We start from the raw sequence: 26,996 nt of genomic DNA, 5'->3' as shown, positions 1-26,996 counted from the left end.
GCATGAACCTCACGCTCCGCCACAGGGCCCAGGCCATCCTCCGCGAGGCGGGGTGGGAGCTCGCGCCGCCTCCGGTGATCTGGTCGCCCCGCATGGCGCGGTGCGCGGGTCTCTTCGTGATCGAGAAGGATTCTCGGGGCAAGTGGCATCCGGAGATCCGGCTCAGCATCCCCCTGCTGCGCCGCCGGGACTGGCCCTGGCCGCAGCAGGTGTGCGGGATGAACTGCCACGACCCCGAGCAGGTGCAGCAGCGCATCCTCGAGCACGAGCTGATCCACTACAAGTTCGCTTGGGTTTGAACTCTTCTTGAATCAGCTAGTTCAATGCCGCTAGAAAGAGCCCGGACAGTCTCGGTGACAGGCGCAACCTTTGGGCCAAACTGCTATGAGGAACCTCACCGATGACCGGCATTTCCGAGTTGGGGTAGAAAGAAGAGATTCCACGGTCAGTCCTACTCGAGAGCGAAGATGTACACCGGGGATGGTCGGGTTGATGGGGCGGATGGACAACACTGGCACCAGGTCACGGGGATGCCGGTTCGCCAGCCTCACACGCGCACGCAGGCACGCACAGCAGCACACGCCGCCGCCTTTCCTGTAGGAACGCACTCACGGGCGTGGGCACGAAAAAGCCCCCGGGGTTAGCGGGGGCTGATGAGTTCAGTGTGGTCAATCACAGAGAGCGAGCTTCACTTCCAGAAATAATAGGGTCGTCTATCCATCTGAAGCCGATGCCCGTTGAGAACTATATCTAGCTCATCTGTCCCGTCATTCCTAGGAACCACCTTATACGGCACTAAAGCATCTGAGACGCTGGCGGATGTCAGATCAATATCGATAAACGATTCGTTCAGGCTCTTGCCTTCCTTCCGCTTAAAAGCATTTCTTGCTTCAAGTAGGTATGCCATTTTCAGGTAAGGTGCCCAAATTAGAACCTTCTCATTGTCCAACGGAATCCATGCCTCTTGATCGCCATATTCCAGCTTAGAAGCTGGCGCGTTGGTTCGTTGCCTCAGTTCTAAAAATGCGACCTCATTGCTGTCCCTCAAGCATCCAATGATCGCTGTCCATCGAGGATGCTTCGATGGCTCTGCATAGTAAACGCAGATTTTTTTGTCCGGAGATTCCATGCGCTTGACCAGCTTGAAATCTCCCAACAGTTGATCGAGGGTTAGGGTTTTGTCGGCTTTCACCACCAGCGTTGTCAATGCCTTCTGCGTAATTTGATGAACACCTATTTGGGAACGAGGTGAAGGCTGGTTCGCACCTAGGGGAGCCGCAAGCAAGCTAATAGACAGCGCAAGGGAAATATTACTTCTCATCTCACAAGCTCCTCAATCAAAGGTGCGCCCCTCGTTCCAACTCGTATTCAAGTAAATCTCTCGGCTCCCCCTGGCATTCCGCATTCCATCAATTAAAGCTCTGCCGTTGGCATCTGGACGCGGCTGCCAGCAACCCATGCTGAATGGGCGCTCACGAGCAGAGGCGCTACTTAGAGAGGCTCCAGGCTCTTGCCAAACGCGACTCGAATTTGGGTTCGGGGGATGGATATTAATTCCTGTTTGCCTGAATGTTCCGGTATTTGGGTTAAGACCTGTCGTCGCCAACGCTCCTGAGCCATCAGCGCCCCTCACCTGAACAGTTGGGAAACCGCCATTGTGCGCATGATTAACCCATGTATAAGTTCCATTTAATGTTGGTGAACCATTGCCCGAATTGTCTGGAACTGTCCTTATATCACCGTGCGCTAAAACCGTGTCGACAGTATGTTCAACCATTTCATTGCTACTTGGAACCCAATAAGTAGAAGTCGTGCTTTGAGTCAATGTGTATGAAGCATTGTAATCACCACTGCCTCCATCCACGATGCTTAGTGTCGTTGTTACTGAGCGACTTACAAGCACTCCAGATGTAGAAGCATTTGTTTGCGCGTTACCTGTTGTAGTTGGCTCCGGAGCCTTGGCCTCTAGTTGAGTTGAATTGTTACCTTGGGCACCGGCAATTGTGGGAGTTGTTGCGGCCGGTTGAGGGTTCTGAGCAGTCTCGGCAATTTGGGCGGGTTCGAAATCGTGCTCAGCATGCCAAGCCCCGACTCCCCCAGAATTCGCAAAAAAATCATACATAAGTGCCTGAGTCTTAGCGAATGATTCATCTGCGACTGAGTCAGCATACCTTCGTCCGTCCGGGTCCGTCTTAGTCACTGGATTATTCGTGACGTAATTATAGAGGTTCCAGGATTCAGGATCATCTTTTGTCTGGTCATAGGCAGGGTCCACTTGAGCAAACTTACCGTAGGCAGCCAGATACTCACGGGCCTGCATGTAGATGGCATTTGAATCGGGATCGTCTTCGTGGTTTGTGTAGCGGCGCATACTTTTGGGAGCGTCCGGGGAAGCATTTAGCAACCGCTCACCATATGGAAGGTTCTTTGTTCGGTTCACCAGAACGCCAGATGAGTCTGTCGTGAGATTAGGACTCCCAACCTGGTCGCTTTGAATGTAGATATTACCGGTAGGTAGGCTCTCACTCACCAACTGCCCGAAACCGTACACCATGCTCCGAGCCCAAGTAGAGCCCGAAAAGATAGATAACGGTTCCCTGTTGAATCCATATACTGTGTATTGGATCGAACCATCTGTCTTCTTTCGCCTGAAGCGAAGACCTTGAGAATCAAGCAGGTACGTGGTTCCATTTTCTTGAACGATGCGTCCGCTTGGATCGTAATTCCAGTTGGTCTGGGTAGCACTTTGTCCAGGGGTTGTCCAAATTTGGGACATGCGGCCCAGGTCATCATAGATCACACCAGTTGGAAGACTCCCCCCATCCGTGTTCACCGAGGATGGAAGGTCATTCCCTGACACATAACTAGCTGACCATGAAAGAGCTTCCGAATCCGTAGCCAAAGTTCCTGCTGCGGCGTTTGTGGAAGTGAAGGCACGATTACCGTATCGATCATAGGCAAAGGACTGATCAACGAAAGCGCCGGTTTGAGGATTCAAAACGTGAGCAGTGGACAACCGCTGAAGAGGGTCGTAGGTGAATACATCCACCCCCCGACTAAGCATTAGCCCCCCAGGTGCCCAGACCACGGCATCATCTTCTAGAACACCGGCAAGAGCCATATGGGTCACACGGGTCAAATCGCCTCGATCTACTTTGCTCAAGCTTCGCCAACATTCTCAACAAGCGTGGCGTCCCGCTCCCGACGATCCAGAAGCTCATGCGGCACTCGAAGGTTGAGACCACGATGATCTACATCGAAACTCGCGAGGAGGAGATGCGCGAGGCGATCAACCTCGTGGGTTAAACGTTCATCGCTCCATCGAAGATGGATCGAATCCCTTAGCTCTTACCCACCCCCGAGGGTGCTGAAGCTATCTCAGCCTCACCACTGATGGCGGCAGTCTGGACTTTGAGTTTTTTGAGTCCCGGAATGCGCTCGAATACCTGATCTAGGAAGGCGGAAAAGGGGCTCGCGTGGTCTGACTGGGCTGCGGCATACAAGCGGATGGGGTGGAGCGCCATGTTGTACATGGCGATCTCGATGAGAACCTGTTCGAGTTCCTTGTTCTGGGTTTCCCTCACGGCCTTTCGGTAACCCTCGTAGGCCATCGCGGAACTGTACTTGAAGGCATAGTCCTCACGTGATTTGTTCGCGAAGCCGTACTGGCGAGCGGCGAACCAGGCCAACCAGACCACAGGGGTGAGGATGGTCAGTCTCGCCACGAGAGCCTGTAGGCTCACAGTTACGCTGCTCAGGTGGAAATAGATGATGCCAATTGAAGCAGCGACGAATACACCCATCACTGCGATGAAGATGTTTCTCCAGGAGTCACGAACCTCTGTCATCTCCTCCATGCGCTCCTTGAAGGAGGCAGCCATGCTCGTGCGGTTTGCATCTCCCAGGGTTGCCTCGATCTGAGAGATGAGGTTTGTGTTTTTGTCTGCGGTGGCCCTGGATTCTTCGGTGAGCTTGGCACTACCAACAATGGCTTCGTTTAGAGTCGTGAGAGACGCACTCATCGTGCCGAGATGTCCCTTCATCAGGCCCTCATTCGCCTTCGCATCATTGAGGGTGCCTTCGATGTCTTTGTCCCAGCCCACCATTTTTTCATGGGTTTCAGAGATGGACTTGTGCCAGGTGATCACCTCGCCCTTGGCAGTGGCGACCTCACTGGAATCCGTTTCAGCCTGCGATCTGAATCCGGAAATGGCCGTCTGGGCCGCAGCGTGTTCAGTCGTGATTGTGCCGTGCAGGGTCTTGGCGGCCTCTGCCTGAGTGGCCAGGTCGGAGATGAGCTTTTCGTACTCGATTTTCTGCGCCTTCAGTGCCTCCACCTGAGCCCGAAGGTTCGCCAGTTCCAGGTCATCGCGGAGGCCGTTCTTGTTCACGATGAAGTAGACGAGCTTCGTCCGTTCGTAGAGCTTGCTGAGATCTGTCAGGAACTTGTCGAACTTCTCCTTCACCTTGTCGGACGAAACGCCGTGCTCAAGAAAATCGTTTAGCTTCTCGTGGAGATCGCTCTCAAATCTCTTTAGGGCGATGACCTCGAAATGATGGTCGTCGTCCTTCGCCTCAATCTGATCCGACAGGTCATAGATTTCCTGGCAGGTGTTCTGGAGCATCTCCCGGGTGACTCCAGCAAAGCCGAGAACATCCTTCCCATCCGGAATCTTTTCGGTGATCAATTTCTTGATTTTCGTAAGCCTGGTTTTGAAGGCCCTCACGGCGGCTCCTCGGCTATGTAGATGATATGGATATCGGAATTCTACTGGATGGCCCCATTGAAGGAAAGAAGTGGGTAAGGGGGCGACCCCCACCCTCGACCTCCAGGCAAACAGTTCTAACCACAATGATTTACTTCGGAACCTGTAAAGATGTGATACCCGAGGCCATCGACCCCGTGAGGTAGGTCCGGGCCAAGGGATATTCCCATGCTCGCGGGGGAGCGAAACCGCTCGAGGCGACCCACGGACGACCCATCGCGGGTCACCTTGGACAGATTCAGTTACAGGCTCAGCTGTTGACTGATGGCCCGGCCGTGACCCAACCCAAGCTGAAATCCGCCAAAATCAAAGCATGAACCTCACGCTCCGCCACAGGGCCCAGGCCATCCTCCGCGAGGCGGGGTGGGAGCTCGCGCCGCCTCCGGTGATCTGGTCGCCCCGCATGGCGCGGTGCGCGGGTCTCTTCGTGATCGAGAAGGATTCTCGGGGCAAGTGGCATCCGGAGATCCGGCTCAGCATCCCCCTGCTGCGCCGCCGGGACTGGCCCTGGCCGCAGCAGGTGTGCGGGATGAACTGCCACGACCCCGAGCAGGTGCAGCAGCGCATCCTCGAGCACGAGCTGATCCACTACAAGCTCTGGATGGACCGGGAGAAGGACTGGGGCCACACCGAGCGCTTCCGCCAGCTGGCCTGGGAAGTGTTCGGGCACCAGAGCATCACGCATGGCATCGGGACTGAAGAGTAGACTCGCTCCATGACTGCCCGGGACCTCGCCCTGCTGGCCACGCCCCCGCTGCTGGACGGGGAGGATCGGCTGCCGCCGGAACACAAGCTCTTCGCCTTGCGCACCCTGCCCCTGGGCGAGATCCGGGCCATCGGCTTCGACATGGACCACACCCTGGCGCGCTACCGCGCACCGGAAATCGATGAGCTGGCCTTCAAGAAGGCCGCCCGGCTCCTCGTGCGCGACCACGGCTACTCGCCCTGGCTCCTGGAGATCGACTACGACCCCGCCTTCGCGGTGCGCGGCCTGGTGCTGGACGGCCTGCGGGGCAACCTGCTCAAGCTCAACCGCGAGCGCCAGGTCGTGCGCGCCTGCCACGGCACCCGGGTCCTGCCCCGGCCCGCAGTGGAGGCGGTGTACGGCCGGCGGCGCCTCTCCACGACCGCCAAGGGCTTCCGCAACATCGACACGCTCTTCGAGATCCCCGAGAGCCATCTCTACGCCCGCCTGGTCGACGGCTTCGACCAGGGCCTGCTGAAGGCCGAGAACTACCTCCAGCTCTTCCGGGAGGTGCGCTGGGCCGTGGACACCGCCCACCGCAATGGCGAGATGAAGGCGGAGATCCTGGAGCACCGCCACTTCTTCATCCCGCAGGATCCCCAGCTGGCCCTGGCCCTGGACCGGCTCAAGCGCGAGGGGAAAAAGCTCTTCCTCCTCACCAACAGCGAGTGGAGCTTCACCGCCGGGGTGCTGGGCCACCTGCTGGACGGCCAGGACGAGGCCCGGCCCCGCTGGACGGACTACTTCGACCTGGTGGTGGTGAGCAGCCGCAAGCCGGCCTTCTTCACCGAAACGCCGGAGCCCCTTCCCGTTGCGGGCTGGCCGCGGTGCTTCACGGGCGGCCATGCCGCCTGGCTGGAGGCCCAGCTGGGGGCCGAGGGCGAGCAGATCCTCTATGTGGGCGACCACATCTACGGCGACGTGCTGCGGTCCAAGAAGAACGCCTCCTGGCGGACCCTGCTGCTGGTGCCGGAGCTGGAACACGAGATCAAGCTGCTCGAAGCCCGGAACCAGGACATGCGCGACCTCCTGCGCCTGGAGACCATCCGCCGGCGCACCCTCCGCCGGGCCTCGGTGCTCATGGACCAGTGGAAACGCAACCGGGTGCGGCGCCACGTGCTGGGGCCCCGCCTCAGCACCGAAGCCGCCATCGCCCTGGACCACGAGGCCGCCCACCTGGCCAGCAGTGCCGAGGCCCTGCAGCGGCGGGCGGAGCTGCAGAGCCTGGAGCTGGACACCCTCACGAAATCCGTGGAAGCCGCCTTCAATCCCACCTGGGGGCCCATGTTCCGCGACCGGGACGAGCAGACCCGCTTCGCGGACCAGATCCAGCAGTTCGCCTGCGCCTATACCGGCCGCGTGGGCAACCTCTACATGTACGATCCCCACGCAACGGTGTACGCCCCCCTGCCCACCCTGCCTCACGAACGGATGGGGTGATCCGACCCGCTTCCGGGGCGAGGAGCACCGCGAAATCTCCGGGGGCGGAGATCAGCGGGTGACGCGGCTCCGGGCCTTGGCCTGGGTGATCGCGTGCCGGATGGCGCCCACGGTCTGGTCCTGGTCCGCTTCGCTGAGGCCGGGCCACAGGGGCAAGCTCATGAGGCGCTCGCCGCTCCACTCGGTGTGGGGCAGGCCATCCTTGGGCAGGTGCTGCGGGTTCGCGGCGTAGAAATCTCGGTACCAGGGGTGGATGTGGGCCGGGCGGTAGTGGATGCCCGTGCCGATGTTCTCTTCCTTGAGGGCCGCCACGAAGGCGTCCCGGTCCAGGCCGACCTTCTCGGGGTGGATGCGCAGCACGAAGAGGTGGAAGCAGTGGCCGTGGTCGGCATCGCCGGGCCAGGGCAGCATCACCTCGTCCATGTCCTTCATCAGCTCCAGGTAGCGGTGGAACAGCACGCCGCGCCGCTCGTTGAAGCCGTCCAGCTTGTCGATCTGATGCAAGCCCATGGCGGCCTGGAGGTCCATGAAGTTGGCCTTCCGGGCGGGCTCGTAGACCTCCGTGTGGGGGCTGCCCTCCTTGGCGAAGCGCTTCCATGCGTCGCGGTCGATGCCGTGGAAGCGCAGGCGCTTGATGCGGCTCTCGTACTCGTCGTTGAAGAAGGCGATGGCGCCGCCCTCGCCGGTGGTCATGTTCTTGTTCGGGTGGAAGCTGTAGACGCTCATGATCGAGCGCGGGTCGCCGCCGATCTTGGTGCCCTTGTAGTGGGCGCCCATGGCCTGGGCCGCGTCTTCGATGACCCAGAGGCCATGCTTCTCGGCCACGGCCCAGATCGCCTCCATGGGGCACGGCAGGCCCGTGAGGTGCACGGGGATGATGCCCTTGGTGCGGGGCGTGATGGCGGCTTCGAGCTTCGCGGGGTCGAGGTTCAGCGTCACCGGGTCGATGTCCACCAGCACGGGCACGCCGCCTTGCAGCACCACCGTGCTGAGGGTGCTCACCCAGGTGAGCGAGGTGGTGATGACCTCGTCACCGGGCTGCAGGTTCAGCACCTGCATGGTGATCTCCTGGGCCGTGGTGGCGCTGTTCATGGCCAGGCAGTGGGGCACACCGTTGTAGGCCTTGAGCTTCTCCTCGAAGGCCGCCGACTTCGGGCCCGTGGTGATCCACCCGCTGTGGATCGTGTCGATCATCTCCGCGATCTCCTCCTCGCCGACCATGGGGCGCGTGAAGGGGAGGAAGTGGGTTCGGCGGACGTAGGACATGGAGGCTCCAGGGGTTTGGCTGTCGGCTATCGGCTATCTGCTATCGGCGGCCAGGGGGCGTGATTCCGTGGCCTTTTCAGAATAAACCAGGGTGGGGCTGGGTATGATCCGGGGCATTACCCAGGACAGACCATGCAGGATTTTCGGAATCTCGCCGTCTGGCGGCATGCGCACGAGTTAACGCTGGCGGTCTATCGAGAGACCGCCGGGTTCCCCGACTTGGAACGATTCGGTCTGGCCAACCAGATGCGCCGCTCCGCCGCTTCGATACCGACCAACATCGCCGAGGGATGTGGGCGGGGCTCAGATGCTGACTTCGCGCGATTCCTCCATATGGCCCTGGGCTCAGCCTCCGAGTTGGAGTACCAGATCCTGCTCGCCTCGGACCTCGGCTATCTCCTCCCAGCAACAGGCGGTTCGCTCCTGGATCAAGTCCAGGTCATCAAGAAAATGGCTTCATCTCTGGCCCGCAAAGCCCAGATCACCCGAACCCCCAAGCGGCCCACTGACAGCTGAGAGCTGACAGCTGATAGCTCATGCAATCGGCATCGTGATCTTCAGCGTGCTCCCGTGCCCCAGGCCCTCGCTCTGGAGGTTGATGGTGCCGCCCATCATGCTCATGAGGTGCTTGCAGATCACCAGGCCGAGGCCGGTTCCGCCGTATTCCCGGGCATGGCCGCCTTCGGCCTGGGCGAACTTCTGGAAGAGGCGGGCCTGGCCCTCGGGGCTCACCCCGATGCCCGTATCCACGACCATGAGGGCGATGAGGCCGGGGTGCCGTTCCAGCACCACGCTGACGCTGCCCTCCTTGGTGAACTTCAGCGCATTCGACAGCAGGTTGAGGAGCACCTGCTTGAGGCGGCTGGGATCGACCATCACTTCCGGCAGGCCACCGGCGTCAGGCCAGAGCAGCTCCACGCCGGCCTTGCGGGGGTAGGCCTCGGCGATGGGCTTCACCTCTTCCAGCAGCTGGCCGATGAAGGTGGGCTCGGCATGGACCTCCAGGCGTCCCGATTCGATCTTCGCGAGGTCGAGGATGTCGTTGAGCAGGCCCAGCAGGTGCTGACCCGAGGTGTAGCTGTCCTGGAGCATGGACCGCATCTCCTCGGCATCGTCGTAGAGGCCATCCATGACCAGCCGCGTGAACCCGAGGATGCCCGTGAGCGGCGTGCGGAGCTCATGGCTGGTGAGGGCGAGGAACTCGCTCTTGAGCTGGTCGGCCTCCCGCAGGGCATCGTTCACGCGCTCCAGCTCGAGGGTCTGGCGCTGCAGCGCATCCCGCTGCTCCGACAGGTCCCGGAACAGCCAGGCGTTGTAGAGGGAGATGGCCGTCTGCCGCTGGAGGATGGCGATGGAATCCAGCTCCTCTTCCTCGACCCGCCGGTCGGTGGGCATGGCCAAGACCACGAAACCCATGAGGAGCAGCTGGTGTTCGAACGGCACGAAGTAGAGGGGGGCGCCTTCGGGGCCCCGGAGCCGGGCGAAGGTGGTCCCGCCGCAGGGCGGGTCCAGCCACTGGCTCTGGAACAGCACCAGGGGCGTGTCCGGGAAGGGGTTCGGGGCGGGGAGCCGCATGGCCGACCACTCGGGACGGGTGAGCCCCGCCCCTTCCTTGGGCACGTAGCCGGAGCCCCCGTCCTCCAGCGTCCAGACCACGGCCCGGGGGCAGCGGAATTCCTGGGCCAGCGCGTCGAGGACCACGCTGACCACCTGGCCCCCCTTCGAGGTGGCCGCCAGGATCTCGGACACGTGCTGGAGGACCTGCATCTGGTGGGACCGGCGGCTCAGCTTGCCGCGCAGGTCGCGGATCTCCTGCATGGCCTGGGTGAACTGGCGCTGGGCCTGCATGAGCTCCGCCAGCAGCTCCGCACCCTGGGTGCGCTGGGCCGGCGGGGGCGGCTGCTTGGGCGCGGAACCCGCACCCAGCCCCGTCGGCCCCGGCTTCAGGGGCGGCGGGCTCGGCTTGGGACCGGAGGGGGGGTCGAAGGTGGGCATCGGACTCCAGGATGGCCCCATGCGGGGACACTGCCAAGATGGAGGCATGGCCCCTCGCGCCCAGCCCCTCCCGCTGCAACGGATCATCTTCCTGTCCGTGTCCGTGGTCCTGTGCCTCCAGGTGGGCTGGTGGATCCGTCTGCAGATCCGCGATTCCGGGCGGTTGCTGGAAGCGCGCACCCAGGCCCTGAGGGCCGGGCGGGCCCAGGCCTGGCAGATGGACAGCATGAAGCTGCTCACCATCCTCCACACTCAGCCCGATCCGTCCTCCCCCGACGGCTCGGTGGAGGGGCGGGTTCCGGCCATGCCCAGCCTGGCCGAGCGCCGGCAGGCCATCCAGGAGGCCTATCCCCAGGTGGAGCTGGTGCCCCGGCCCATGGCGCCGGACGACCCGATGCTGCTGGACGGGGCGGCCTTCCTCACCCTGCGCCCGGCCCCCCTGAAGGATCTGGAGGATCAGCGCTGGCACGCGGTCTTCCGGGCCAGCACGGAAGGCGCCTTCATGGTGTTCGCGGTGCTGTTCGGCTTCGTCCTCCTCTACCGGAAGCTCTCGGAGGAGCTGGACCTCAAGCTGCGCCAGCGGAACTTCACCTCCGCCGTCACCCACGAGCTGAAGACCCCCATCGCCTCCCTGCGGGTGTGGACGGAGACCCTCTTCACCCGGGAGCTGGGGCCGGACCAGCGCCAGCGCATCCGCGGCCTCATGGAGAAGGACCTCGAGCGCCTGAACGAGCTGGTGGGCAATCTGCTGGATGTGGCGAGAGCCGAATCGGGCAGCCTGGTCCTCCACCTCGCCCCGCTGGAGCTGGGGCCCTGGCTGGCGGGCGTCTGCGAGGGCATGGACCACCGCCTGGGTCCCGGCGCCCTCGGCCTGAAGCTGGAGTGCACTTCCGATCCCCTGTGGGTGGACGCGGATCCCAAGGCCCTGAGCACGGTCGTGGAGAACCTGCTTTCCAACGCCTACAAGTACGCGGCCGAGCCGCGGCAGACCACCGTGACCCTCGATGGGGACGGGGAGGACGCCCTGATCGTGGTGAGCGACCAGGGCCACGGCATCAGCGCCAAGGACCTGCCCCGGGTCTTCCACCGGTTCTTCCGGGTGGGCGATGAGATGACCCGGCAGGTGGCCGGAACCGGGCTGGGCCTGTTCCTGGTGAAGGAGATCGTGACCCGCCACGGGGGCGAGGTGCGCGTGTCCAGCCGGGGCCCCGGCTTCGGCTCCGCCTTCACCATCCGCCTGCCCCGCCGGACCATCCCGGAGGCCCCATGAGCCCTGCACCCGCCGGTCCCTCCGAGGCCGTCCTGGTCCAGGCGGCGGCCACGGGCGACCCCGAGGCCTTCGAAACCCTGGTCCGCCCCCACCTGGGCATGCTTTTCCGGGTCATCGACCGCATTCTCGGCAACGAGGCCGAGAGCCAGGACGCCCTCCAGGACGCCCTCCTCACCATCCTCCGGGAGCTGCCGGGCTTCCAGGGCGCCAGCAAGTTCAGCACCTGGGCCTACCGCATCTGCGTCAACCAGGCCCTCATGGCCCGGCGGAAGCGGGTCCGGCGCCGGGAGGACGCCATCGAAGATCTGATGCCACGTTTCGGCGACGACGGGCATCACAAGGACGTGGACCTGCTCCTCGAATGGAGCGAGGACGCGGAGGCATTGATGAAGGTCGAACAGGATGAGCTGAAGGCCAGGGTCCGGCAGGGCCTCGACCGGCTGTCCGACGACCAGCGGGCCGTCTTCGTCCTGCGCGACCTCGAGGGCTGGGATACCGAGGAGATCAGCCGCCACCTGGGCATCACCCGCGAGCTGGTGCGCCAGCGGGTGCACCGTGCCCGGCTGGCCCTGCGGGCCCTGCTGCCTGAATTCGCCCCGCGACCGGTGGAGGACCCATGACGCTGCTCATGCCCACCTGCGCCGAAGTCGTCGGCCTGCTCACGGACTACGAGGAAGGCGCCCTCGGCCCCCTGGGCTGGCTCGGCCTCAAACTGCACTTGAGTCTCTGCCCACCCTGCCGCGCTTTCCTGGACAGCTTCGAGCGCACACCGGACCTGCTGCGGAAGCTCTGGCCCGACCCCCCCGCGCCCGCCGCCGAACGCGCCCTGGACGGCGCCCTGGCGGCCCTGCGCCGAGGCGCCGTGCCCCGGGGGCCCGTCCACCATCCCGAGGATGGCGCCTGGGCGGCCCTGGAGCCCGGCGGGGACCCGCTCACGGCCCTGCTGCTGCGGGTGCACCTGGGGCACTGCGGCGCCTGCCGGAACCAGCGCACCACCGGCGAGGCCATCCCCTCCAGCGGCCCCGCAGGGGCGGGCGCCCTGGACTTCCTCCGTCCCCACCTGCCTCCCGAGGAGCGCTGGCGCTGGACGCGACGCGGCCTCGGCGGCGCCCACGTGGCCCAGCTCCTGCGGGATCCCGCCACCGGCGCCACCCTGAATTTGGCGCGCATGCCGGGCGGGATGAGCATGCCCGTCCACAGCCACGGCGGACTCGAGGTGTCCCTCGTGATCTCCGGCTCGCTCCAGGACGGCCCTGCGCACCTGGGCCCCGGCGACTGGCTGGCCTGCGGCCCCGGGCTGCAGCACGGACCCACTGCGGGTCCGGACGCCGAATGCTGGACGCTCCTCCGCATCGAAGGCGGCATCCGCTTCACAGGCTGGCGGCGGGTCCTGGGGGCCGTGGGCTGAGCGGGTTTCCATTCCGGCAAGGTGAAGGGCCACGAGGCCTCTTCCCCAGGAGTGATCCGTCGCGGCCATGATCCAATGGGGTCATGACCGGACATGGCGACAGGATGCGGGGCGCGGCCCTGGTGGCGCTCGCGGCCCTGCTCTGGAGCTCCAGCGGGCTCTTCATCAAGGTGCTGCCCCTGGGCGCACTGCAGATCGCCTTCGCCCGGAGCCTGGTGGCGGCCCTCACCATCGCCCTGGTGGTGAAACGCCGTGGCGGCCGGCCCTTCCCGCGGCCGGATGCGCTCGCGCTGGCCTGCGCCGTGTCATACGCGGGGGTGCTCGTGTTCTTCGTGGCCGCCACCAAGCTCACCACCGCCGCAAACGCGATCTTCCTGCAGTTCTCCGCGCCCATCTACCTGGTGTTCCTGGAGCCGCGGCTGGCCGGCCGCCGGGTCGCGGCCCGGGACCTCACGGCGGTGGTCGTCTGCCTCGGGGCCATGGCGCTGTTCTTCGTGGGCCGCCTGGGCGCGGGCACCCTGTCCGGCAACCTCCTCGGCGTCGCCTCGGGGCTCTGCCTGGCCCTCTTCTCCCTCACCCTCAAGCTGCAGCGGGACCGCCGGCCGGAGACCGATCCCATCGGCGCCATCATCCTCGGGAACCTGCTGGTGGCCCTCCTGTGCGCGCCGCTGGCCCTGCCGGGCTTCCGGCCCACACCGGCCCAGGCCGGCATCCTGCTCTACCTCGGCGTCTTCCAGATCGGCGTGGCCTACCTCCTGTTCAACGCCGGCATGAAGCATCTCTCCGCCACCGGCGCCGTGGTGACCGGGACGCTCGAGGCCGTGCTCAACCCCATCTGGGTGTTCCTGGGCATCGGGGAGCGTCCCTCCGCCTGGGCCCTGGCGGGCGGGCTCACGATCCTCGGCACCATCGTCTGGTACAGCCTGCCGCCTTCGACCTGGCGACGGCCTCATACCCGCTGAGCCGCCCGCATCTCCACCGCACCGGTGGTCAGAGGCACGAGCAGGACGCCCCCAGCCAGGGCCACGACGCCAGGCCAGCCGCCGACCTGGTAGGCGTGGCCGCTGAGGGTGATGCCCGCGGCGCCGCCCAGGTAGTAGAACAGCGTGTAGAACGCGTTGGCGCGCCCGCGACCGGTGCTGAGCTTGCGGTTCAGGGCGCCCGCCGCCGAGGCGTGGATGGTGAAGAAGCCCGCGCAGACCAGAGCCAGGGCCACGGCCATGGCCCAGCCCCGGGGGACCAGCGTGACCGCGAGGCCGGCCCCGAACACCAGGGAACCCGCCACCATGGCCGTGCCGTTGCCGATGCGGTTGCTGAGGCGGCCCGCCAGGGGTCCGGCCACCACGCCCACGATGTACGACAGGTACAGCAGGGTCACGGCCCGGGTGGACCAGTGGAAGGGCGCTCCGTGCAGGTAGAAGGGCATGTAGTTGAAGACGGACGAGAACACGAAGAACCCGCCGGCGCTCACACAGTAGATGCGGAACAGGTCGTGCCGGAACAGCACGTCGCGGAAGCGCACCCCTTCAGCCTGGCGCGCGGCCTCATGATCCTCCGCCGGAAGTCCCGCATAGGCCGCCAGCGTGGCAGCCAGCAGCAGGGCCGCGGCCACCAGGAAGGCCCAGCGCCAGTGGGCGGGTGGCAGCACGAACCCGCCCAGCAGCCGGCCCGACAGCCCGCCCACCACCGTGGCGGAGACATACGATCCCATCACCACGTTGAGCCGCTCGGCGGGCATCACCTTGGCGAGGTAGGCGGCCAGGCAGGTGGTGAGGGCCGGCACGAACAGCCCCTGGACGAACCGGGCGCCCACCAGCAGGGGCAGCGTCGGCGCCAGGGCCGACATCACCCCGGCGGCGGCCACCACCAGCCCGCCGGTGAGCAGGATGGGCCGGATGGCCAGGCGATCCGCCAGGGCGCCGAAGGGCAGATTCGCCAGGGCGATGCCCAGCACCACCGCCGACACCGTCATGGAGGCCGCCCCCTCGCCGACCCCGAAGGTCTGCCGCAGGACCGGCAGCACCGGCTGGGGGATGTAGACCGTGGTGAACACCGCGCTGACCAGCGCGAAGACCAGCCACTGGAGGCGGGAAAGGGGATCGCGTGGCATCGGGCATCAGACCTCGGTGGCCATCCGGTAGAGCTCGGAGGCGGACACGCCCAAGTGCTTGGCCAGGGGCTTCACGGCTTCGCGCAGGGTCATGCCGCCTTCCCGGGCGGCGGCCAGGTAGGCCTTGGCCCATTCGGGCAGGGTGCCGTCGAAGTCCGCCACGAGCTCGGTGACGAGGCGCTTGGCGCCGGCTCCGGCCAGCACCAGCACCATCTCGCCCCGATCCTCCCGGCCCAGCTGCTCTTTCACCTGGGCGGGCGTGCCGCGGTACCAGGTCTCGTGCAGCTTGGTCAGCTCCCGCCCCAGGGCGATCTCCCGGTTCGGCAGCAGCGCCTCCAGGTCCGCCAGAGTCTCGTGGATGCGGTGGGGCGTCTCGAAGACCACGACGGTCTCCTCCTCGGCGCCCAGCTTCTTCAGCAGGGTGCGCCGCGGCTCGCTGCGGTTGGGCAGGTAGCCCCAGAAGCTGAAGGCGTGGCTGGGCAGCCCCGAGGCCACCACCGCCAGCAGCACGGCGGACGCGCCCGGCAGCACCGTCACCTTCGCCCCGGCGGCCCGGGCGGCCCGGGCGATCTCGAAACCGGGGTCGTTGATGCCGGGCATCCCCGCGTCGCTGCAGTAAGCCACCGTGCGGCCCGAGGCCAGCTCCAGGCCGATGCGCTCGTAGGCCGCAGCGCCGGCGTGATCGTCGAAGCGCAGCAGGGGCTTGTCGATCCCCAGGTGCTTCAGCAGCCCGCCCGTGCGGCGCGTGTCCTCGCAGGCCACCAGGTCGGCTTCCGCCAGGGCCTCCTTGGCGCGATCCGTGAGGTCGCCCAGGTTGCCGATGGGGGTGGGGACGAGGATCAAGTGGCCAGCCATGACCCCATTCTGGCAGGAGGAACGGCGGGCGCCGCCAACCGCGGCGCCCGCGCTCGGCCGGTGGCTATTTGGCGGGGGCCTTGGCGGCAGGCTTGGCCGTCCAGACCTTCCAGAATTCAGGGTCCGCGGCCATGTCGCCGGCGGGCGGATAGCTCATCTTGGGATCCACCGCCAGCAGCTGGGCGTCCTCCCGCAGGAAGCAGTCGGCCACGAACTTGGAGAGGCCCTTGAGTTCCTCGGGCCCCGCGGCTTTGGCCATCTTCTCGTCGTCGGCCATGGTGGCGTCCGCATCCGCCAGGCTGTGCAGCGGCACCACCCAGAGGAAGGTGGGGTTGGCAGTCCCGGCCAGGGCCTGGTACACAGCCCAACGGGGTTTCAGGCCCGCCTTCTCGTAGAGTTCCGCGTATTTCTTCGCGCCAGCCGCGAATTCGGCGTCGTGGCCCGGCTTCACCTGGATCGTGGAGGTCCAATAGAAGCGGGGCACCATGGTCCCGATGTCCCGGCTGAGGTCGCCGCGCAGCATGTAGGCCACGCTGCTGTAGTTCGTGATGAACTCGGCATCCTTGATGGCCAGCGCCTCCACCTGGGCCTTGAGGGCGGGATGCTGGTCCATGTAGGTCTGATGCGCTTCCAGGCCCGCCAGGGAGTCGTAGAACCACACCCAGGTGGCCTGGTTCAAGCCGGCCACCGGCACCATGCCCAGGTAGTGGTAGGGGCTCTTCGCCTGGGCAAACGCCTTGGACCAGGCGAACTCGTTCTTCTGGTGGGCGGCCTCCTTGCCGGGTTTCACGTCCTCCACGCCGATGCGCAGGACCTTGGGCCAGGTCAGGGCCGGCGGTTCGCCAGCCACCAGGGTGGCCCCGAGGGAGAGGCAAAGCAGGATTCGGGTATCCATGAGCTCCTCCTTGAGTGAGGCCCATGAGGCTACGCCGATCCGACCCTTTAATTATCTTTTTTTAAACGATCGATGCCTGTAGCTACATACTGTTCGTGCTGGCCGACGAGATTCATGTCACGCGCTCCAGCTGGCGCGGGGAACGGATCAGCCGGCTGTAGAGCATGCCGGTGTGGTACCAGTGCAGGAAGAAGGCCTCAGCGAGGGCCCGCCGCCACCAGGCCAGGCGGCCGGACGCCGCGTGACAGCCCGGTGCGGGGCTGCACCGCACCTCCAGGCCCAGGCCCCGGGCCGTGGCGCGGGCGCGGGCCAGATGCAGGGGATCGGAGACCAGGAGCAGTGTCCGCCAGCCCTCGGCGCGCAGGTGGATCCGCACGTTGAAGAGGTTCTCCAGAGTGTGCTGGCTGCGGTCCTCCAGCAGGACGGCCTCCCGCGGGACGCCCCGGGCCGTCAGCCAGTCGCGGCCGGCCTCCGCTTCGCTGCGGGTGGCCCGCCCCGTGGTGCCCCCGGCGACAAGGATGCGGGGCGCAAGCCCCTGCCGCCAGAGATTCTCGGCGTGGGCCAGGCGGGCCTCGTAGATGGCTGTGGGCGCGTCCTCCTCCAGGCGCCGCCCCAGCACCAGGATGGCGTCGGCGGGCTCCAGGGGATCGCCGCCGGTCTCTGCCACCACCCGCCGGAGGCGGAAGCCCACGGGCAGCAACAGGAGGCCCAGCGCCGTGGCCAGAGCCAGCCCCAGCGAAGCCGCCCCGCCCGGTCCCAGCTTCTGGTGGAAGCGGGCGCGGGGCGGGGCGTGGAAGGGCTGGGACATGAAGGGGGGCGGCTAGGCTTCGGTCCGCTTTTCCGATTTCTTGCGCTCGTTGGTGTCCAGCACCCGCTTGCGCATCCGGATGAAGTTGGGCGTGACTTCCACCAGCTCGTCGCTCTCGATGTATTCCAGGGCCTGCTCCAGGGTGTGCTCCCGGGGAGGCGTGATGCGGGTGGCCTCGTCGCTGCCGCTGGAGCGCATGTTCGACAGCTTCTTGGCCTTGGCCACGTTCACCACCAGGTCGTTCTCGCGGGCGTGCTCGCCCACGATCATGCCCTCATAGCACTTGGTTCCGGGCTGGATGAAGATGACGCCGCGCTCCTCCAGGTTCATGAGGGCGAAGCCCACGGCCTCGCACTGGTCCATGCTGATGAGCACGCCGTTCTTGCGGCTGACCAGCTCACCCTTGTGGGGGCCATAGTGGCTGAAGAGGCTGTGGATGAGGCCCTCGCCACGGGTATCGGTCATGAACTCGTTGCGGAAGCCGATGAGGCCGCGGCTGGGGATCTTGAAGTGCAGGCGCAGGCGGCCGCCCTCGTTGCCCATGTCCTGCATCTCGGCCTTGCGGTTGCCCATGTGTTCCATGGTCACGCCCATGTAGGCCTCGGGGATGTCGATGGTCACGTCCTCGTAGGGTTCGAGCTTCTCGCCGGTCACGGGATCGGTGTGGAGGATCACCTCGGGGCGGCTCACGCAGAGCTCGAAGCCTTCGCGGCGCATGGTCTCGATGAGCACGGAGAGGTGCAGCTCGCCGCGGCCGCTCACCTTGAAGGAATCAGGACTGTCCGTGTCCTCCACGCGCAGAGCCACGTTGTGCTGCAGTTCCTTCTGGAGGCGCTCGCGGATGCGGCGGCTCTGGATGAACTTGCCGTCCTGGCCGGCGAAGGGCCCGGCATTCACCATGAACATCATGGTGATGGTGGGCTCGTCGATGTCCACGTACTCCAGCGCGGCCGGGGCGGCGGCATCGGCGATGGTCTCGCCCACGCGGATGTCCTCGATGCCCGCGATGGCCACGATCTCGCCTGCGCTGGCTTCCGTCTGCTGGATGCGGGAGAGGCCCTCGAAGCCGTAGAGCTGGGTCACCTTGTGCTGCTGGATGCTGCCGTCGCGCTTCACCAGGGCCACGACCTCGCCCACCTTGATGCGGCCGTTGACGATGCGGCCGATGCCGATCTGCCCCACGAAGTCGCTCCACTCCATGAGGGTGATGAGCATCTGCAGCGGCGCATCGGGGCTGCCCTTGGGGTGGGGGCAGTGCTTCACGATGGTGTCGAAAAGCGGATCCAGGCTGTCGCTGGGATTGTTCATGTCCAGCATGGCGTAGCCCATCTTGGCGCTGGCGAAGACACAGGGGAAGTCCAGCTGCTCCTCGGTGGCGCCCAGCTCGATGAGCAGGTCGAAGACCTGGTCCTGGGACCAGACGGGGCGGGCGCCGGGGCGGTCCACCTTGTTGATGACCACGATGGGCCGCAGCCCCAGGGCCAGGGCCTTGCGGGTGACGAACTTGGTCTGGGGCATGGGGCCGTCGAAGGCATCCACCACCAGCAGCACGGAATCCACCATGGAGAGCACGCGTTCCACTTCCCCGCCGAAGTCCGCGTGGCCGGGGGTGTCCACGATGTTGAAGCGGTAGCCGCCCCAGTGCAGGGAGGTCGTCTTGGCCAGGATGGTGATGCCGCGCTCGCGCTCCTGGTCGTTGCTGTCCATGGCCCGTTCCTGGACGCGCTGGTTGTCCCGGAACATGTGGGCGCCCTTGAACAGGGCGTCTACGAGGGTGGTCTTGCCGTGATCGACATGGGCGATGATGGCGATGTTGCGGATCTTTTCGAGGGGGGTCATCTTGCTCCCGGGCAGCCCGGGCACAAGCCAGGCAGAACCTGCGATTTTACCAGATGCGGAGCCGATTTCCGAGCATTGATTGCAACCCCTTCCATTGTCGCGCCAGGGGTCTAAGATAAGCCCACTCTCACCGGGGGAACCCCATGCATATCAACGAACTGCTCACCGTTGTCTGCGAGCAGGGCGCCAGCGACCTCCACCTCAAGGTCGGCAACCACCCCATCGCCCGCATCAAGGGGAAGCTCACGCCCATGCCGCAGTTCAAGCGCCTGGTGCAGGAGGACACCATCGCCATGGCCTACGCCATCATGGCCAGCGACAAGCAGAAGGCGAAGTTCAAGGAGAACCTGGATCTCGATATCGCCTATTCCGTGCCCAGCCTGGGCCGGTTCCGCTGCAACATCTTCAACCAGCGAGGCACCGTGGGCCTGGTGCTGCGCGTGATCCCGCGGAAGATCTACACCATCGACGACCTGATGCTCCCCAAGGTGCTGAAGAACATCTGCCAGGAGCAGCGGGGCCTCGTGCTGGTGACAGGCACCACCGGCTCGGGCAAGTCCACCACCCTCGCCGCGATGATCGACCTCATCAATGCCACCCGGTCCGAACACATCCTCACCATCGAGGATCCCATCGAGTACCTGCACCGGGACAACCTCAGCATCATCAACCAGCGCGAAGTGGAGGCGGACTGCAAGACCTTCGCCACGGCCCTCCGGGCCGCCCTCCGCCAGGATCCCGACGTGATCCTCGTGGGCGAGATGCGCGACCTGGAAACCATCGAGACGGCCCTCCATGCCGCCGAGACCGGCCACCTGGTCTTCAGCACCCTGCACACCCTGGATGCCACCGAGACCATCAACCGCGTCATCTCCATGTTCCCGCCCCACCACCAGAAGCAGATCCGCCTCCAGATGGCGGCGGTGCTCAAGGGCATCATCTCCCAGCGCCTGGTGCCCCGGGCCGATGGCCAGGGCCGGGTGCCGGCCGTGGAGGTCCTGGTGGCCACGGAGACGGTGCGGACCTGCATCGAGGACAAGGACAAGACCAAGATGCTGAAGGACGTCATCGCCCAGGGCACGGCCCAATACGGCATGCAGACCTTCGACCAGAGCCTCTACTTCCTGCTCAAGCAGGGCCTCATCACCGAGGAGGAGGCCCTGCTCCGCGCCACCAACGTGGGCGAGTTCAAGCTGCGCCTCGAAGGCGTCATGGCGTCCTCCGATCTGGCCAAGGCCAACATGGAGCGCAGCATGTCCATCGCCCAGGGCACCGGCCGGGAAGGCGGGGGGCAGCCCCCCCAGGTCCACCCGCCCGCGCCGGGCATGCCCATGGCCATGCCCCAGTCCACGGACGTAAAAATCACGCTGGCCCGCTAGCTACTCTTCCCCTTATCCCTTATCCTGGCTCTCCCACTCCCATGGCCCGAGGTCGCAGATGATCAAGATCGACATCGCCAATTCGTTGATGAAAGTCCACCCCTGCTCCCGCGCCACCGCCCTCCAGGTGGTGGACCTCCTCACGGAGCGCCTCAAGGATGCCCTCCTGAACGGCCACCGCATCGAGATCCGCGGTTTCGGCGTCTTCGAGCCCCGCCCCCGCAAGCGCGGCATGGGCCGGAACATCAAGACCGGCGCCAGCGTCCAGATCCCCAAGGGCAAGAGCATCCGCTTCAAGCCCGGGAAGGACCTGCGGGAGATCGAGGTCGGGTAGCCCGCGCGCCACGCCGGCGCGTGGCGCGGCGGAAGAGGCTTTGATCAGGCCAACCTGGCCGCTTCCGATTGGAGCAGGTCCAGGGCTTCGTCCACCTGGTCCTTGTGGGTGCGGGCGGCGAGGATGGCCAGGCGCAGATGGAAGACGCCATTCAGCTTCGTGCCGCTGAGGAAGACCCGGCCTGCCGCCGTGAGGCGCTGGAGCAGGGCCCGGTTGAAGGCGTCCGCGTCGCCGGCCCGGGGCTGGAATCGGAAGGCCAGGACGCTCAGCTGGGGCGCGGGGCCGGGGTCCACGCCGGGCATCGCCTGGAGCCGTTGGTAGGCGTACCGGGCCAGAAGGAGCTTCTCCTCCAGCGCGGCCCGGAAGGCCGCCACCCCGTGGAGCTGCAGGGGCAGCCACAGACGCAGGGCCCGGGCGTGCTTGCTGAACTCCAGGGTGGTCTCCGAGGGGCTCAGCTCCTCCAGGTCCTCCGGCGGCGAGGGCAGGTAGTCGGCCTGGAAGGCGTGGGCCTTCCGCAGGGGGTCCAGGTGGCGCGTGAGCAGGGCCCCCAGCCCCAGGGGTGCGAAGAGCCCCTTGTGGGGGTCCAGCACCAGGCTGTCGCTGCGATCCAGGCCCCGAAGGGCGGCCTTCCCCAGGTCTGTCAGGGCGAAGGCGGCCCCGTAGGCCCCGTCCGTGTGCAGCCACAGGCCATGCCGCTCGGCGAGGTCCGCGCAGGCCTCCAGGGGATCCACCGCCCCGGTGTTGGTGGTGCCGGCCGTGGGCACCAGGAGCCAGGGGCGGAGCCCGGCGCGCAGGTCCGCCTGGATGGCGGTCTCCAGCGCCTCGGGCCGCAGGCGGAAGTCCCCGTCCGTGGGAATCTCCCGGACGGGCGCCTCGCCCATGCCCGCCACGCGGAGGGCCTTCACGAGGCAGTGGTGGGCCTGGTCCGACAGGTACACGCAGGCCTTCGGGTAGTCCGCCGCCTTGAGCCCCGCGGCCTCCCGGGCCGTGCAGAGGCCCACCAGGTGGGCCATGCTGCCCCCCGCCGCCAGGTTGCCCGAGCTGCCCTCGGGCAGGCCCATCTCCTTGGCCAGCCAGGCGATCACCTGGTTCTCCATCCGCACGGCCCCAGGCCCGGCGAAGAAGTAGGCCGCGTAGCGGTTGGTGAGCGCCGCCAGCAGGTCGCCCAGGGCGCCCGCGAAGAGCGACGAGGGCGGAATGAAGGCCAGGTGGCGGCCCGAGGCCCCGTTGGCCCCCACGCCATCCACCTGTTCGGCCAGGGTGTCGAGGATGCTGGGGAAGGGCCGCCCCGCCTCGGGGATGGGGAAGTCCGCCAGGCCCGCGCCGGGCCGCTCCTTCTGCACGAAGGCAGGAGCCTCCGGCAAGGCGCCGAGGAAGGCCTCGCCGTAGGCCCGGGAGGCCTCCCACAGGGCCGCCCGCGCCTCCGCGCCGGGATCCAGCCTCCGGGACTGCGTTTCCAGGTCCTTCAGACGATCCAGCACGGCGGTCCTCCGACCCTCCAGCCTAGCAAACGGTAAGATGGAAGCCATGGAAGCCTGCCGCCGCCCCGAGATCACCTACCCCACCCGCATCCCCATGAAGATCATCGGGCGCCAGGAGGAACTGCGCCCCGACATGGTCATGGAGCTGATCCTCGCCCACCTGGGCCCCCAGGCCGAGGGCGACGAGCAGCACACCACCAACTGCAAGGGCTCCTTCATCAGCTACACCTTCTGGGTCACCCTGCCTCACGGCCAAGCCGAGACGCCCCTGCGGGAGGCGATCCAGAAGCTCCCTGGCGTGGTGATGCAGCTGTAGCTCCCCTCCGGAAAAGGATCTCCACGAAGGACACGAAGGGAAAAAGCAAGGGCACCAAGAGACGATCTTGGTGCCCTTAGATTCTTTCTTCGTGTCCTTCGTGGAGGTCTTTTCTACGGCCTCAGCGTCCCCATCATCCGCGGGTACGGGATGGTCTCCCGCACGTGCGGCAGCTTGCAGATCCAGGCCACGGCGCGCTCCAGGCCCATGCCGAAGCCGGCGTGGGGGACGCTGCCGTACTTGCGCACGTCCAGATACCACTCGTAGTCGGCGCGGGTCAGGCCTTCGTGCTCGATCTGGTCCAGGAGGTACTGGAGGCTGGAGGCGCGCTCGCCGCCGCCGATGACCTCGCCGTAGCCTTCGGGGGCCAGCAGGTCGGCGCCCAGGGCCAGGCGGGGATCCTGGGGATCGGGTTCCATGTAGAAGGCCTTGAACGCCTTGGGGAAGCGGTGCACCCAGAGGGGCCGGTCCGTGGCGTTCATGAGGATGGTCTCGTCGTCGTTGCCGAAGTCCTCGCCCCACTGGATGTCGCTGCCCAGGGTCTTGAGCTTGTCCACGGCCTCGGTGTAGGTCATGCGGTCGAAGGTGGTGGCGAGGGCCGTCTCCAGGGGCGCGAGGTCGCGCTCGAGGATCTTCAGCTCCTCCTGGCGGCCCTCCAGCACGCGCTGGATCAGGAACTTGGTCATGCGCTCACCCAGGGCCATCACGTCGTCCAGGTGGGCGAAGGCCACTTCGGGCTCCACCATCCAGAACTCCGTGAGGTGCCGCCGGGTCTTGCTCTTCTCGGCCCGGAAGGTGGGGCCGAAGCAGTAGACCTTGCCGAAGGCCGCGATGCCCGGCTCCTGGTAGAGCTGGCCCGACTGGCTGAGGAAGGCCATGCCCTCGTGGAAGTACTCGGTGCCGAACAGGGTGCTGGTGCCCTCGCAGGCGCTGGGCGTGAGGATGGGCGCATCCAGCAGGGTGAAGCCGTCGCCGTCGAAGAAGTCGCGGATGGCCTTCACCAGGGTGTGGCGGATGCGCAGGATGGCCCACTGGCGCTTGCTGCGCAGCCAGAGGTGGCGGTTCTCCATCAGGAACTCGGTGCCGTGCTCCTTGGGCGTGATGGGGAAGTCCGCGCTGCCGCCGACGAGCTCCAGCGACTTCACCAGCAGCTCGGGCTGGCCGGTCTTGGGGTGCTGCTGCACCACGCCCGTCACCGTGATGGCAGCTTCCTGGGTGAGCTTCCCGGCCAGCTCGTAGCTGGCGGGGTCGGCCTCGGCGGCCCCCACCACGCACTGGACGAAGCCGGAGCCGTCGCGCAGCTCGATGAAGCGCGTCTTGCTGGTGCGGGCATTGCGGACCCAGCCCCGCAGCCGGACGGTCTCGCCGACCTGGCCGGCGAGGAATCGGACTTCGGTGAAGGGCTGGCTGCTCACGGGGACTCCAGGGCCAAACCTCTATTGTGCCCGGAGCGGCGGGCCGGCTCCAGGGCCGGGGCGCCTGGACAGGCCCTGGCCGCTTTTGCGCTGGCCCGCGGGCCGATCCTACCCGATGAGGGAGTCGATCTTAGCCTTGAGGGACTCCTGGGTGAACGGTTTCACCACGTAGGTGTTCGCGCCGGCCTGGAGCGCCTGGAGGATGTCCTCCGTGGCCGCGCGGGTGGTCACCATGAGGATGGGCATGGCGCCCCCCCCGGCCCGCACCGCCTTGACGAAGTCGAGCCCATCCATCTCGGGCATGTCCCAGTCCGTGATGATCAGGTCGACGCCACCCCGGGTGACCTGTTCCAGGCCAGCCCGGCCATTCTCGCCCTCCACGACCTCGGCGTGGCCCATGCGGACGAGGTTGCCGATGATGATGCGCCGCATCGTCGGGGAATCGTCCACCACGAGGATCTTCACGGGGTCTCCTGGAAGGGGCAGGTCATGGGCTCGGGTCGGACAGCCCCGCCCCGGGCTGGCGATGGGGAACCCTCCGGCATTGTCACCGCGCCGCGGCGGGTTGGGAACGGCCTCAAATCGGCGCGGGGAAGGCCCCGGCCCAGGACCGGCCTCGGCTAGACTTGAACCCGTGTGCGCGCTCCGCGGGGGCGCCCCCCGGAGGTTCCATGCCCGAAGCCCAAGGCCCCTGCCCCATGGACCCCGGCCAGTTGGAAGCCACCCTCCGGCGCCTGGCTGCGGACCTGGTGGCCCGCCTGCAACCGGAGGAGGAAGTGGTGCTCCTGGGCATCCGCTCCCGGGGCCTGCCCCTGGCCGAGCGGCTGGCCACCCTCCTCCGCGCGAGCACCGGGGCCGCGGTGCCCGTGGGCTCCCTGGACATCACCCTCTACCGCGACGACCTCACCGAGATGGTGGGCAGCCCCATCGTCCGGCCCACGGAGATCCCCTTCACGCTGAAGGAGCGGACCGTCGTGCTGGTGGATGACGTGCTCTACACGGGCCGCACCGTCCGCGCGGCCCTGGACGCCCTGCTGGACCATGGCCGCCCCCGCCGGGTGATGCTCCTGGTGCTGGCGGACCGCAGCGGCCGGGAGCTGCCCATCCAGGCGGACCTCGCAGGTCTGCGGGTGGAGGTGCCCCCGGGCCACCGAGTGGCGGTGCGGCTGAAGGAAATCGATGGTGAAGACGGCGTGACCGTGGAGGCCTGCTGATGACGTCCGAACGCTACGTCTTCCCCCACAAGCACCTGCTGGGCATCGAGCCCCTCAGCCCGCAGGACATCACGGCGATTCTGGACCAGGCCCGGGCCTTCGAGGAGGTCTGCGAGCGCCCCAGCATCAAGATCGTGCCGGCCCTGCGCAAGAAGCTGGTGGTGAACCTGTTCTTCGAGAACAGCACCCGCACCCGCAACAGCTTCGAGATCGCCGAGAAGCGCCTCTCGGCCGAGATCATCAACTTCGACGCCGACACCAGCAGCCTGAACAAGGGCGAGACGCTCATCGACACGGCCATGAACCTGGAGGCCATGCACCCCGACCTCATCGTCATGCGCCACAGCGCACCCGGCGCCCACGCCCTCCTCTCCCGCCACATGAAGGCCAGCATCGTGAATGCGGGCGACGGCGCTCATGAGCACCCCACCCAGGCCCTGCTGGACGCCTACACCCTGCGCAAGCACTTCGGCAGCCTGGAGGGCCTGCGGGTGGCCATCGTGGGCGACATCCGCAACAGCCGCGTGGTGCGGTCCAACCTCTGGCTGCTCACCCGCATGGGCGCCAAGGTCACCCTGGTGGGACCGCCCACCCTGGTGCCCCAGGAGATGAAGGCCACCTGGCCCTCCATCGACATCAGCCACGACTTCGACGCCGTGATCCCCGAGCAGGACGCCATCATGATGCTGCGCGCCCAGTTCGAGCGTGGCACCGGCGCCTACATCCCCGGCCAGGGCGAGTACAGCCGCTTCTTCCAGCTGAACCCCGCCCGCATGAAGCAGGCCAAGCGTGACGTGGTCGTGCTGCACCCCGGCCCCATCAACCGCGGCCTGGAGATCACCAGCGACGTGGCCGACGGCCCCAACAACCTGATCCTCGACCAGGTGACCAACGGCGTGCCCGTCCGCATGGCCGTGCTCTATCTGCTGTCCCATCCGCATGGCGAGCAGGTGCCCTGATGGCAGCCCCCGTCGAAATCCTCTCCCGCCTGCTCTGGGTCCGCGACGCGGCGGCCCTGCCGGACAAGGCCCTGGCCGACCAGCTGGGGCTCGAGGTCAAGGCGCTCACCACCCTGGTGGCGGCCCAGCCCGACCGGTTCCCCGAAACCCTCGTCTTCCACCTGACGGCCGAGGAGCGCCAGCACATCCCGGACGCCCCCGTGCTCGCCTTCACAGAGGCCGGGGCCGCCCTGCTGACGGGCCTCGTCCCCGGCCATGAGCCGGCTCTGCTGACCCTCCTGCCCGCCTTCGCCGAAGCCCGGCACGTCCTCACGGCCCAGGCGGAACTGTCCCTGCGGGTGACCGCCCTGGAGCAGAAGCTGGAAGTGGTCCTGAAGCTCCTCCAGGGCGAGGAGGTCGAAGGTGTTCCCAAACAGCGCCCCATCGGCTTCATCACGGACCAGAACCTCCCGCATGGCCTGAAGTCCGGCCAGCGGGACGCGAAGAAGGGATGACCCCCTC

General features: G+C 66.2%; 28 protein-coding genes. 15 read left to right on the top strand and 13 right to left on the bottom strand.

Features of this window, described 5'->3' with window-relative positions; translation table 11 throughout:
* The coding region (locus MLE43_RS11135; RefSeq protein WP_243303979.1) for a hypothetical protein at positions 1-299 on the top strand (299 nt) is incomplete at its 5' end.
* 389 nt (positions 300-688) lie between these two features.
* Here MLE43_RS11135 and MLE43_RS11130 read toward each other — a convergent pair.
* Both MLE43_RS11130 and MLE43_RS11125 read right to left on the bottom strand, forming a co-directional pair.
* Positions 689-1,321, bottom strand: coding sequence for a hypothetical protein (locus tag MLE43_RS11130; protein ID WP_243303977.1), 633 nt, complete (start codon positions 1,319-1,321; stop codon positions 689-691).
* Between the two features lie 12 nt (positions 1,322-1,333).
* Positions 1,334-3,130, bottom strand: a complete 1,797-nt coding sequence (locus MLE43_RS11125; protein ID WP_243304004.1) for an RHS repeat protein — start codon at positions 3,128-3,130, stop codon at positions 1,334-1,336.
* On the opposite strand from MLE43_RS11125, the gene MLE43_RS15100 reads away from it, so the two are divergent.
* The gene (locus MLE43_RS15100) at positions 3,076-3,306 is read left to right on the top strand and encodes a tyrosine-type recombinase/integrase (protein ID WP_420843190.1); all 231 of its coding nucleotides are present in this window, start codon (positions 3,076-3,078) and stop codon (positions 3,304-3,306) included. The two genes, MLE43_RS11125 and MLE43_RS15100, sit on opposite strands and share 55 nt — an antisense overlap.
* A gap of 35 nt (positions 3,307-3,341) precedes the next feature.
* On the opposite strand, the gene MLE43_RS11120 is transcribed toward MLE43_RS15100, so the two are convergent.
* Positions 3,342-4,727, bottom strand: coding sequence for a coiled-coil domain-containing protein (locus MLE43_RS11120; RefSeq protein WP_243303975.1), 1,386 nt, complete (start codon positions 4,725-4,727; stop codon positions 3,342-3,344).
* 352 nt (positions 4,728-5,079) lie between these two features.
* Between MLE43_RS11120 and MLE43_RS11115 the strand changes: the two genes are divergently transcribed.
* Both MLE43_RS11115 and MLE43_RS11110 read left to right on the top strand, forming a co-directional pair.
* Complete coding sequence (locus tag MLE43_RS11115) at positions 5,080-5,472, top strand: SprT-like domain-containing protein (protein WP_243303973.1); 393 nt, start codon at positions 5,080-5,082, stop codon at positions 5,470-5,472.
* Between the two features lie 9 nt (positions 5,473-5,481).
* Entirely contained in the window at positions 5,482-6,951 is a 1,470-nt protein-coding gene (locus tag MLE43_RS11110; RefSeq protein WP_243303971.1) for an HAD-IG family 5'-nucleotidase, read from the top strand.
* 51 nt (positions 6,952-7,002) lie between these two features.
* Here MLE43_RS11110 and MLE43_RS11105 read toward each other — a convergent pair whose 3' ends face one another.
* A complete protein-coding gene (locus MLE43_RS11105; RefSeq protein WP_243303969.1) occupies positions 7,003-8,217 on the bottom strand; it encodes a DegT/DnrJ/EryC1/StrS family aminotransferase in 1,215 nt (404 codons plus the stop codon).
* A gap of 132 nt (positions 8,218-8,349) precedes the next feature.
* Between MLE43_RS11105 and MLE43_RS11100 the strand changes: the two genes are divergently transcribed.
* On the top strand, positions 8,350-8,733 hold the full coding sequence (locus MLE43_RS11100) for a four helix bundle protein (RefSeq protein ID WP_243303968.1): 384 nt from the start codon (positions 8,350-8,352) through the stop codon (positions 8,731-8,733).
* Positions 8,734-8,751: 18 nt separating this feature from the next.
* On the opposite strand, the gene MLE43_RS11095 is transcribed toward MLE43_RS11100, so the two are convergent.
* Positions 8,752-10,212, bottom strand: a complete 1,461-nt coding sequence (locus MLE43_RS11095; protein ID WP_243303966.1) for a sensor histidine kinase — start codon at positions 10,210-10,212, stop codon at positions 8,752-8,754.
* A 46-nt stretch (positions 10,213-10,258) separates the two neighbouring features.
* Here MLE43_RS11095 and MLE43_RS11090 point away from each other — a divergent pair, with 46 nt between their 5' ends.
* The 4 genes from MLE43_RS11090 to MLE43_RS11075 all read left to right on the top strand — a co-directional run bounded on the left by MLE43_RS11090 (position 10,259) and on the right by MLE43_RS11075 (position 13,852).
* Complete coding sequence (locus MLE43_RS11090) at positions 10,259-11,482, top strand: sensor histidine kinase (protein ID WP_243303963.1); 1,224 nt, start codon at positions 10,259-10,261, stop codon at positions 11,480-11,482.
* Positions 11,479-12,102, top strand: coding sequence for an RNA polymerase sigma factor (locus MLE43_RS11085; RefSeq protein WP_243303961.1), 624 nt, complete (start codon positions 11,479-11,481; stop codon positions 12,100-12,102). Before MLE43_RS11090 ends, MLE43_RS11085 begins: the two co-directional genes overlap by 4 nt.
* The gene (locus tag MLE43_RS11080; protein ID WP_243303959.1) at positions 12,099-12,890 is read left to right on the top strand and encodes a cupin domain-containing protein; all 792 of its coding nucleotides are present in this window, start codon (positions 12,099-12,101) and stop codon (positions 12,888-12,890) included. Before MLE43_RS11085 ends, MLE43_RS11080 begins: the two co-directional genes overlap by 4 nt.
* Before the next feature lie 83 nt (positions 12,891-12,973).
* Complete coding sequence (locus tag MLE43_RS11075; RefSeq protein WP_243303957.1) at positions 12,974-13,852, top strand: DMT family transporter; 879 nt, start codon at positions 12,974-12,976, stop codon at positions 13,850-13,852.
* Here the strand turns inward: MLE43_RS11075 and MLE43_RS11070 are convergent.
* The 5 genes from MLE43_RS11070 to typA form a co-directional block, all read right to left on the bottom strand.
* Positions 13,840-15,000, bottom strand: a complete 1,161-nt coding sequence (locus MLE43_RS11070; protein WP_243303955.1) for an MFS transporter — start codon at positions 14,998-15,000, stop codon at positions 13,840-13,842. The genes MLE43_RS11075 and MLE43_RS11070 overlap by 13 nt on opposite strands.
* Before the next feature lie 6 nt (positions 15,001-15,006).
* Complete coding sequence (gene rsmI / locus MLE43_RS11065; protein WP_243303953.1) at positions 15,007-15,855, bottom strand: 16S rRNA (cytidine(1402)-2'-O)-methyltransferase; 849 nt, start codon at positions 15,853-15,855, stop codon at positions 15,007-15,009.
* Positions 15,856-15,919: 64 nt separating this feature from the next.
* Entirely contained in the window at positions 15,920-16,750 is an 831-nt protein-coding gene (locus MLE43_RS11060) for a hypothetical protein (RefSeq protein ID WP_243303951.1), read from the bottom strand.
* Positions 16,751-16,862: 112 nt separating this feature from the next.
* Positions 16,863-17,558: a YdcF family protein gene (locus MLE43_RS11055; RefSeq protein ID WP_243303949.1), complete on the bottom strand. Its 696-nt coding sequence runs from the start codon at positions 17,556-17,558 to the stop codon at positions 16,863-16,865.
* A 12-nt stretch (positions 17,559-17,570) separates the two neighbouring features.
* Complete coding sequence (gene typA, locus MLE43_RS11050) at positions 17,571-19,397, bottom strand: translational GTPase TypA (RefSeq protein ID WP_243303947.1); 1,827 nt, start codon at positions 19,395-19,397, stop codon at positions 17,571-17,573.
* Positions 19,398-19,540: 143 nt separating this feature from the next.
* Here typA and MLE43_RS11045 point away from each other — a divergent pair, with 143 nt between their 5' ends.
* Both MLE43_RS11045 and MLE43_RS11040 read left to right on the top strand, forming a co-directional pair.
* Positions 19,541-20,776: a type IV pilus twitching motility protein PilT gene (locus tag MLE43_RS11045; RefSeq protein WP_243303945.1), complete on the top strand. Its 1,236-nt coding sequence runs from the start codon at positions 19,541-19,543 to the stop codon at positions 20,774-20,776.
* Between the two features lie 58 nt (positions 20,777-20,834).
* Positions 20,835-21,110: an HU family DNA-binding protein gene (locus tag MLE43_RS11040; RefSeq protein WP_243286548.1), complete on the top strand. Its 276-nt coding sequence runs from the start codon at positions 20,835-20,837 to the stop codon at positions 21,108-21,110.
* 44 nt (positions 21,111-21,154) lie between these two features.
* Here the strand turns inward: MLE43_RS11040 and MLE43_RS11035 are convergent, their stop codons facing one another.
* Entirely contained in the window at positions 21,155-22,591 is a 1,437-nt protein-coding gene (locus MLE43_RS11035; protein WP_243303941.1) for a pyridoxal phosphate-dependent decarboxylase family protein, read from the bottom strand.
* 46 nt (positions 22,592-22,637) lie between these two features.
* Here MLE43_RS11035 and MLE43_RS11030 point away from each other — a divergent pair, with 46 nt between their 5' ends.
* Positions 22,638-22,907 carry a DUF493 family protein gene (locus MLE43_RS11030; RefSeq protein ID WP_243303939.1) on the top strand — a complete coding sequence of 90 codons (270 nt, stop codon included), beginning with the start codon at positions 22,638-22,640 and terminating at the stop codon, positions 22,905-22,907.
* A gap of 113 nt (positions 22,908-23,020) precedes the next feature.
* On the opposite strand, the gene asnS is transcribed toward MLE43_RS11030, so the two are convergent.
* Positions 23,021-24,322, bottom strand: a complete 1,302-nt coding sequence (asnS, locus tag MLE43_RS11025) for an asparagine--tRNA ligase (RefSeq protein ID WP_243303938.1) — start codon at positions 24,320-24,322, stop codon at positions 23,021-23,023.
* 108 nt (positions 24,323-24,430) lie between these two features.
* The gene (locus MLE43_RS11020) at positions 24,431-24,787 is read right to left on the bottom strand and encodes a response regulator (protein ID WP_243303936.1); all 357 of its coding nucleotides are present in this window, start codon (positions 24,785-24,787) and stop codon (positions 24,431-24,433) included.
* A 206-nt stretch (positions 24,788-24,993) separates the two neighbouring features.
* Between MLE43_RS11020 and pyrR the strand changes: the two genes are divergently transcribed.
* From pyrR to MLE43_RS11005, 3 genes are read left to right on the top strand one after another with little or no spacing between them, the layout of a single operon-like run.
* Positions 24,994-25,536 carry a bifunctional pyr operon transcriptional regulator/uracil phosphoribosyltransferase PyrR gene (pyrR, locus tag MLE43_RS11015; protein ID WP_243303934.1) on the top strand — a complete coding sequence of 181 codons (543 nt, stop codon included), beginning with the start codon at positions 24,994-24,996 and terminating at the stop codon, positions 25,534-25,536.
* Complete coding sequence (locus MLE43_RS11010; protein WP_243303932.1) at positions 25,536-26,495, top strand: aspartate carbamoyltransferase catalytic subunit; 960 nt, start codon at positions 25,536-25,538, stop codon at positions 26,493-26,495. Before pyrR ends, MLE43_RS11010 begins: the two co-directional genes overlap by 1 nt.
* Positions 26,495-26,989, top strand: coding sequence for an ORF6N domain-containing protein (locus MLE43_RS11005; RefSeq protein ID WP_243303930.1), 495 nt, complete (start codon positions 26,495-26,497; stop codon positions 26,987-26,989). Before MLE43_RS11010 ends, MLE43_RS11005 begins: the two co-directional genes overlap by 1 nt.
* The last annotated feature ends 7 nt before the right edge of the window (positions 26,990-26,996 follow it).

It is taken from the genome of Geothrix oryzisoli (genome assembly GCF_022808865.1).
Taxonomy (GTDB): Bacteria; Acidobacteriota; Holophagae; order Holophagales; family Holophagaceae; genus Geothrix; species Geothrix oryzisoli.
This window is presented reverse-complemented; position numbering and strand designations above follow the sequence as displayed.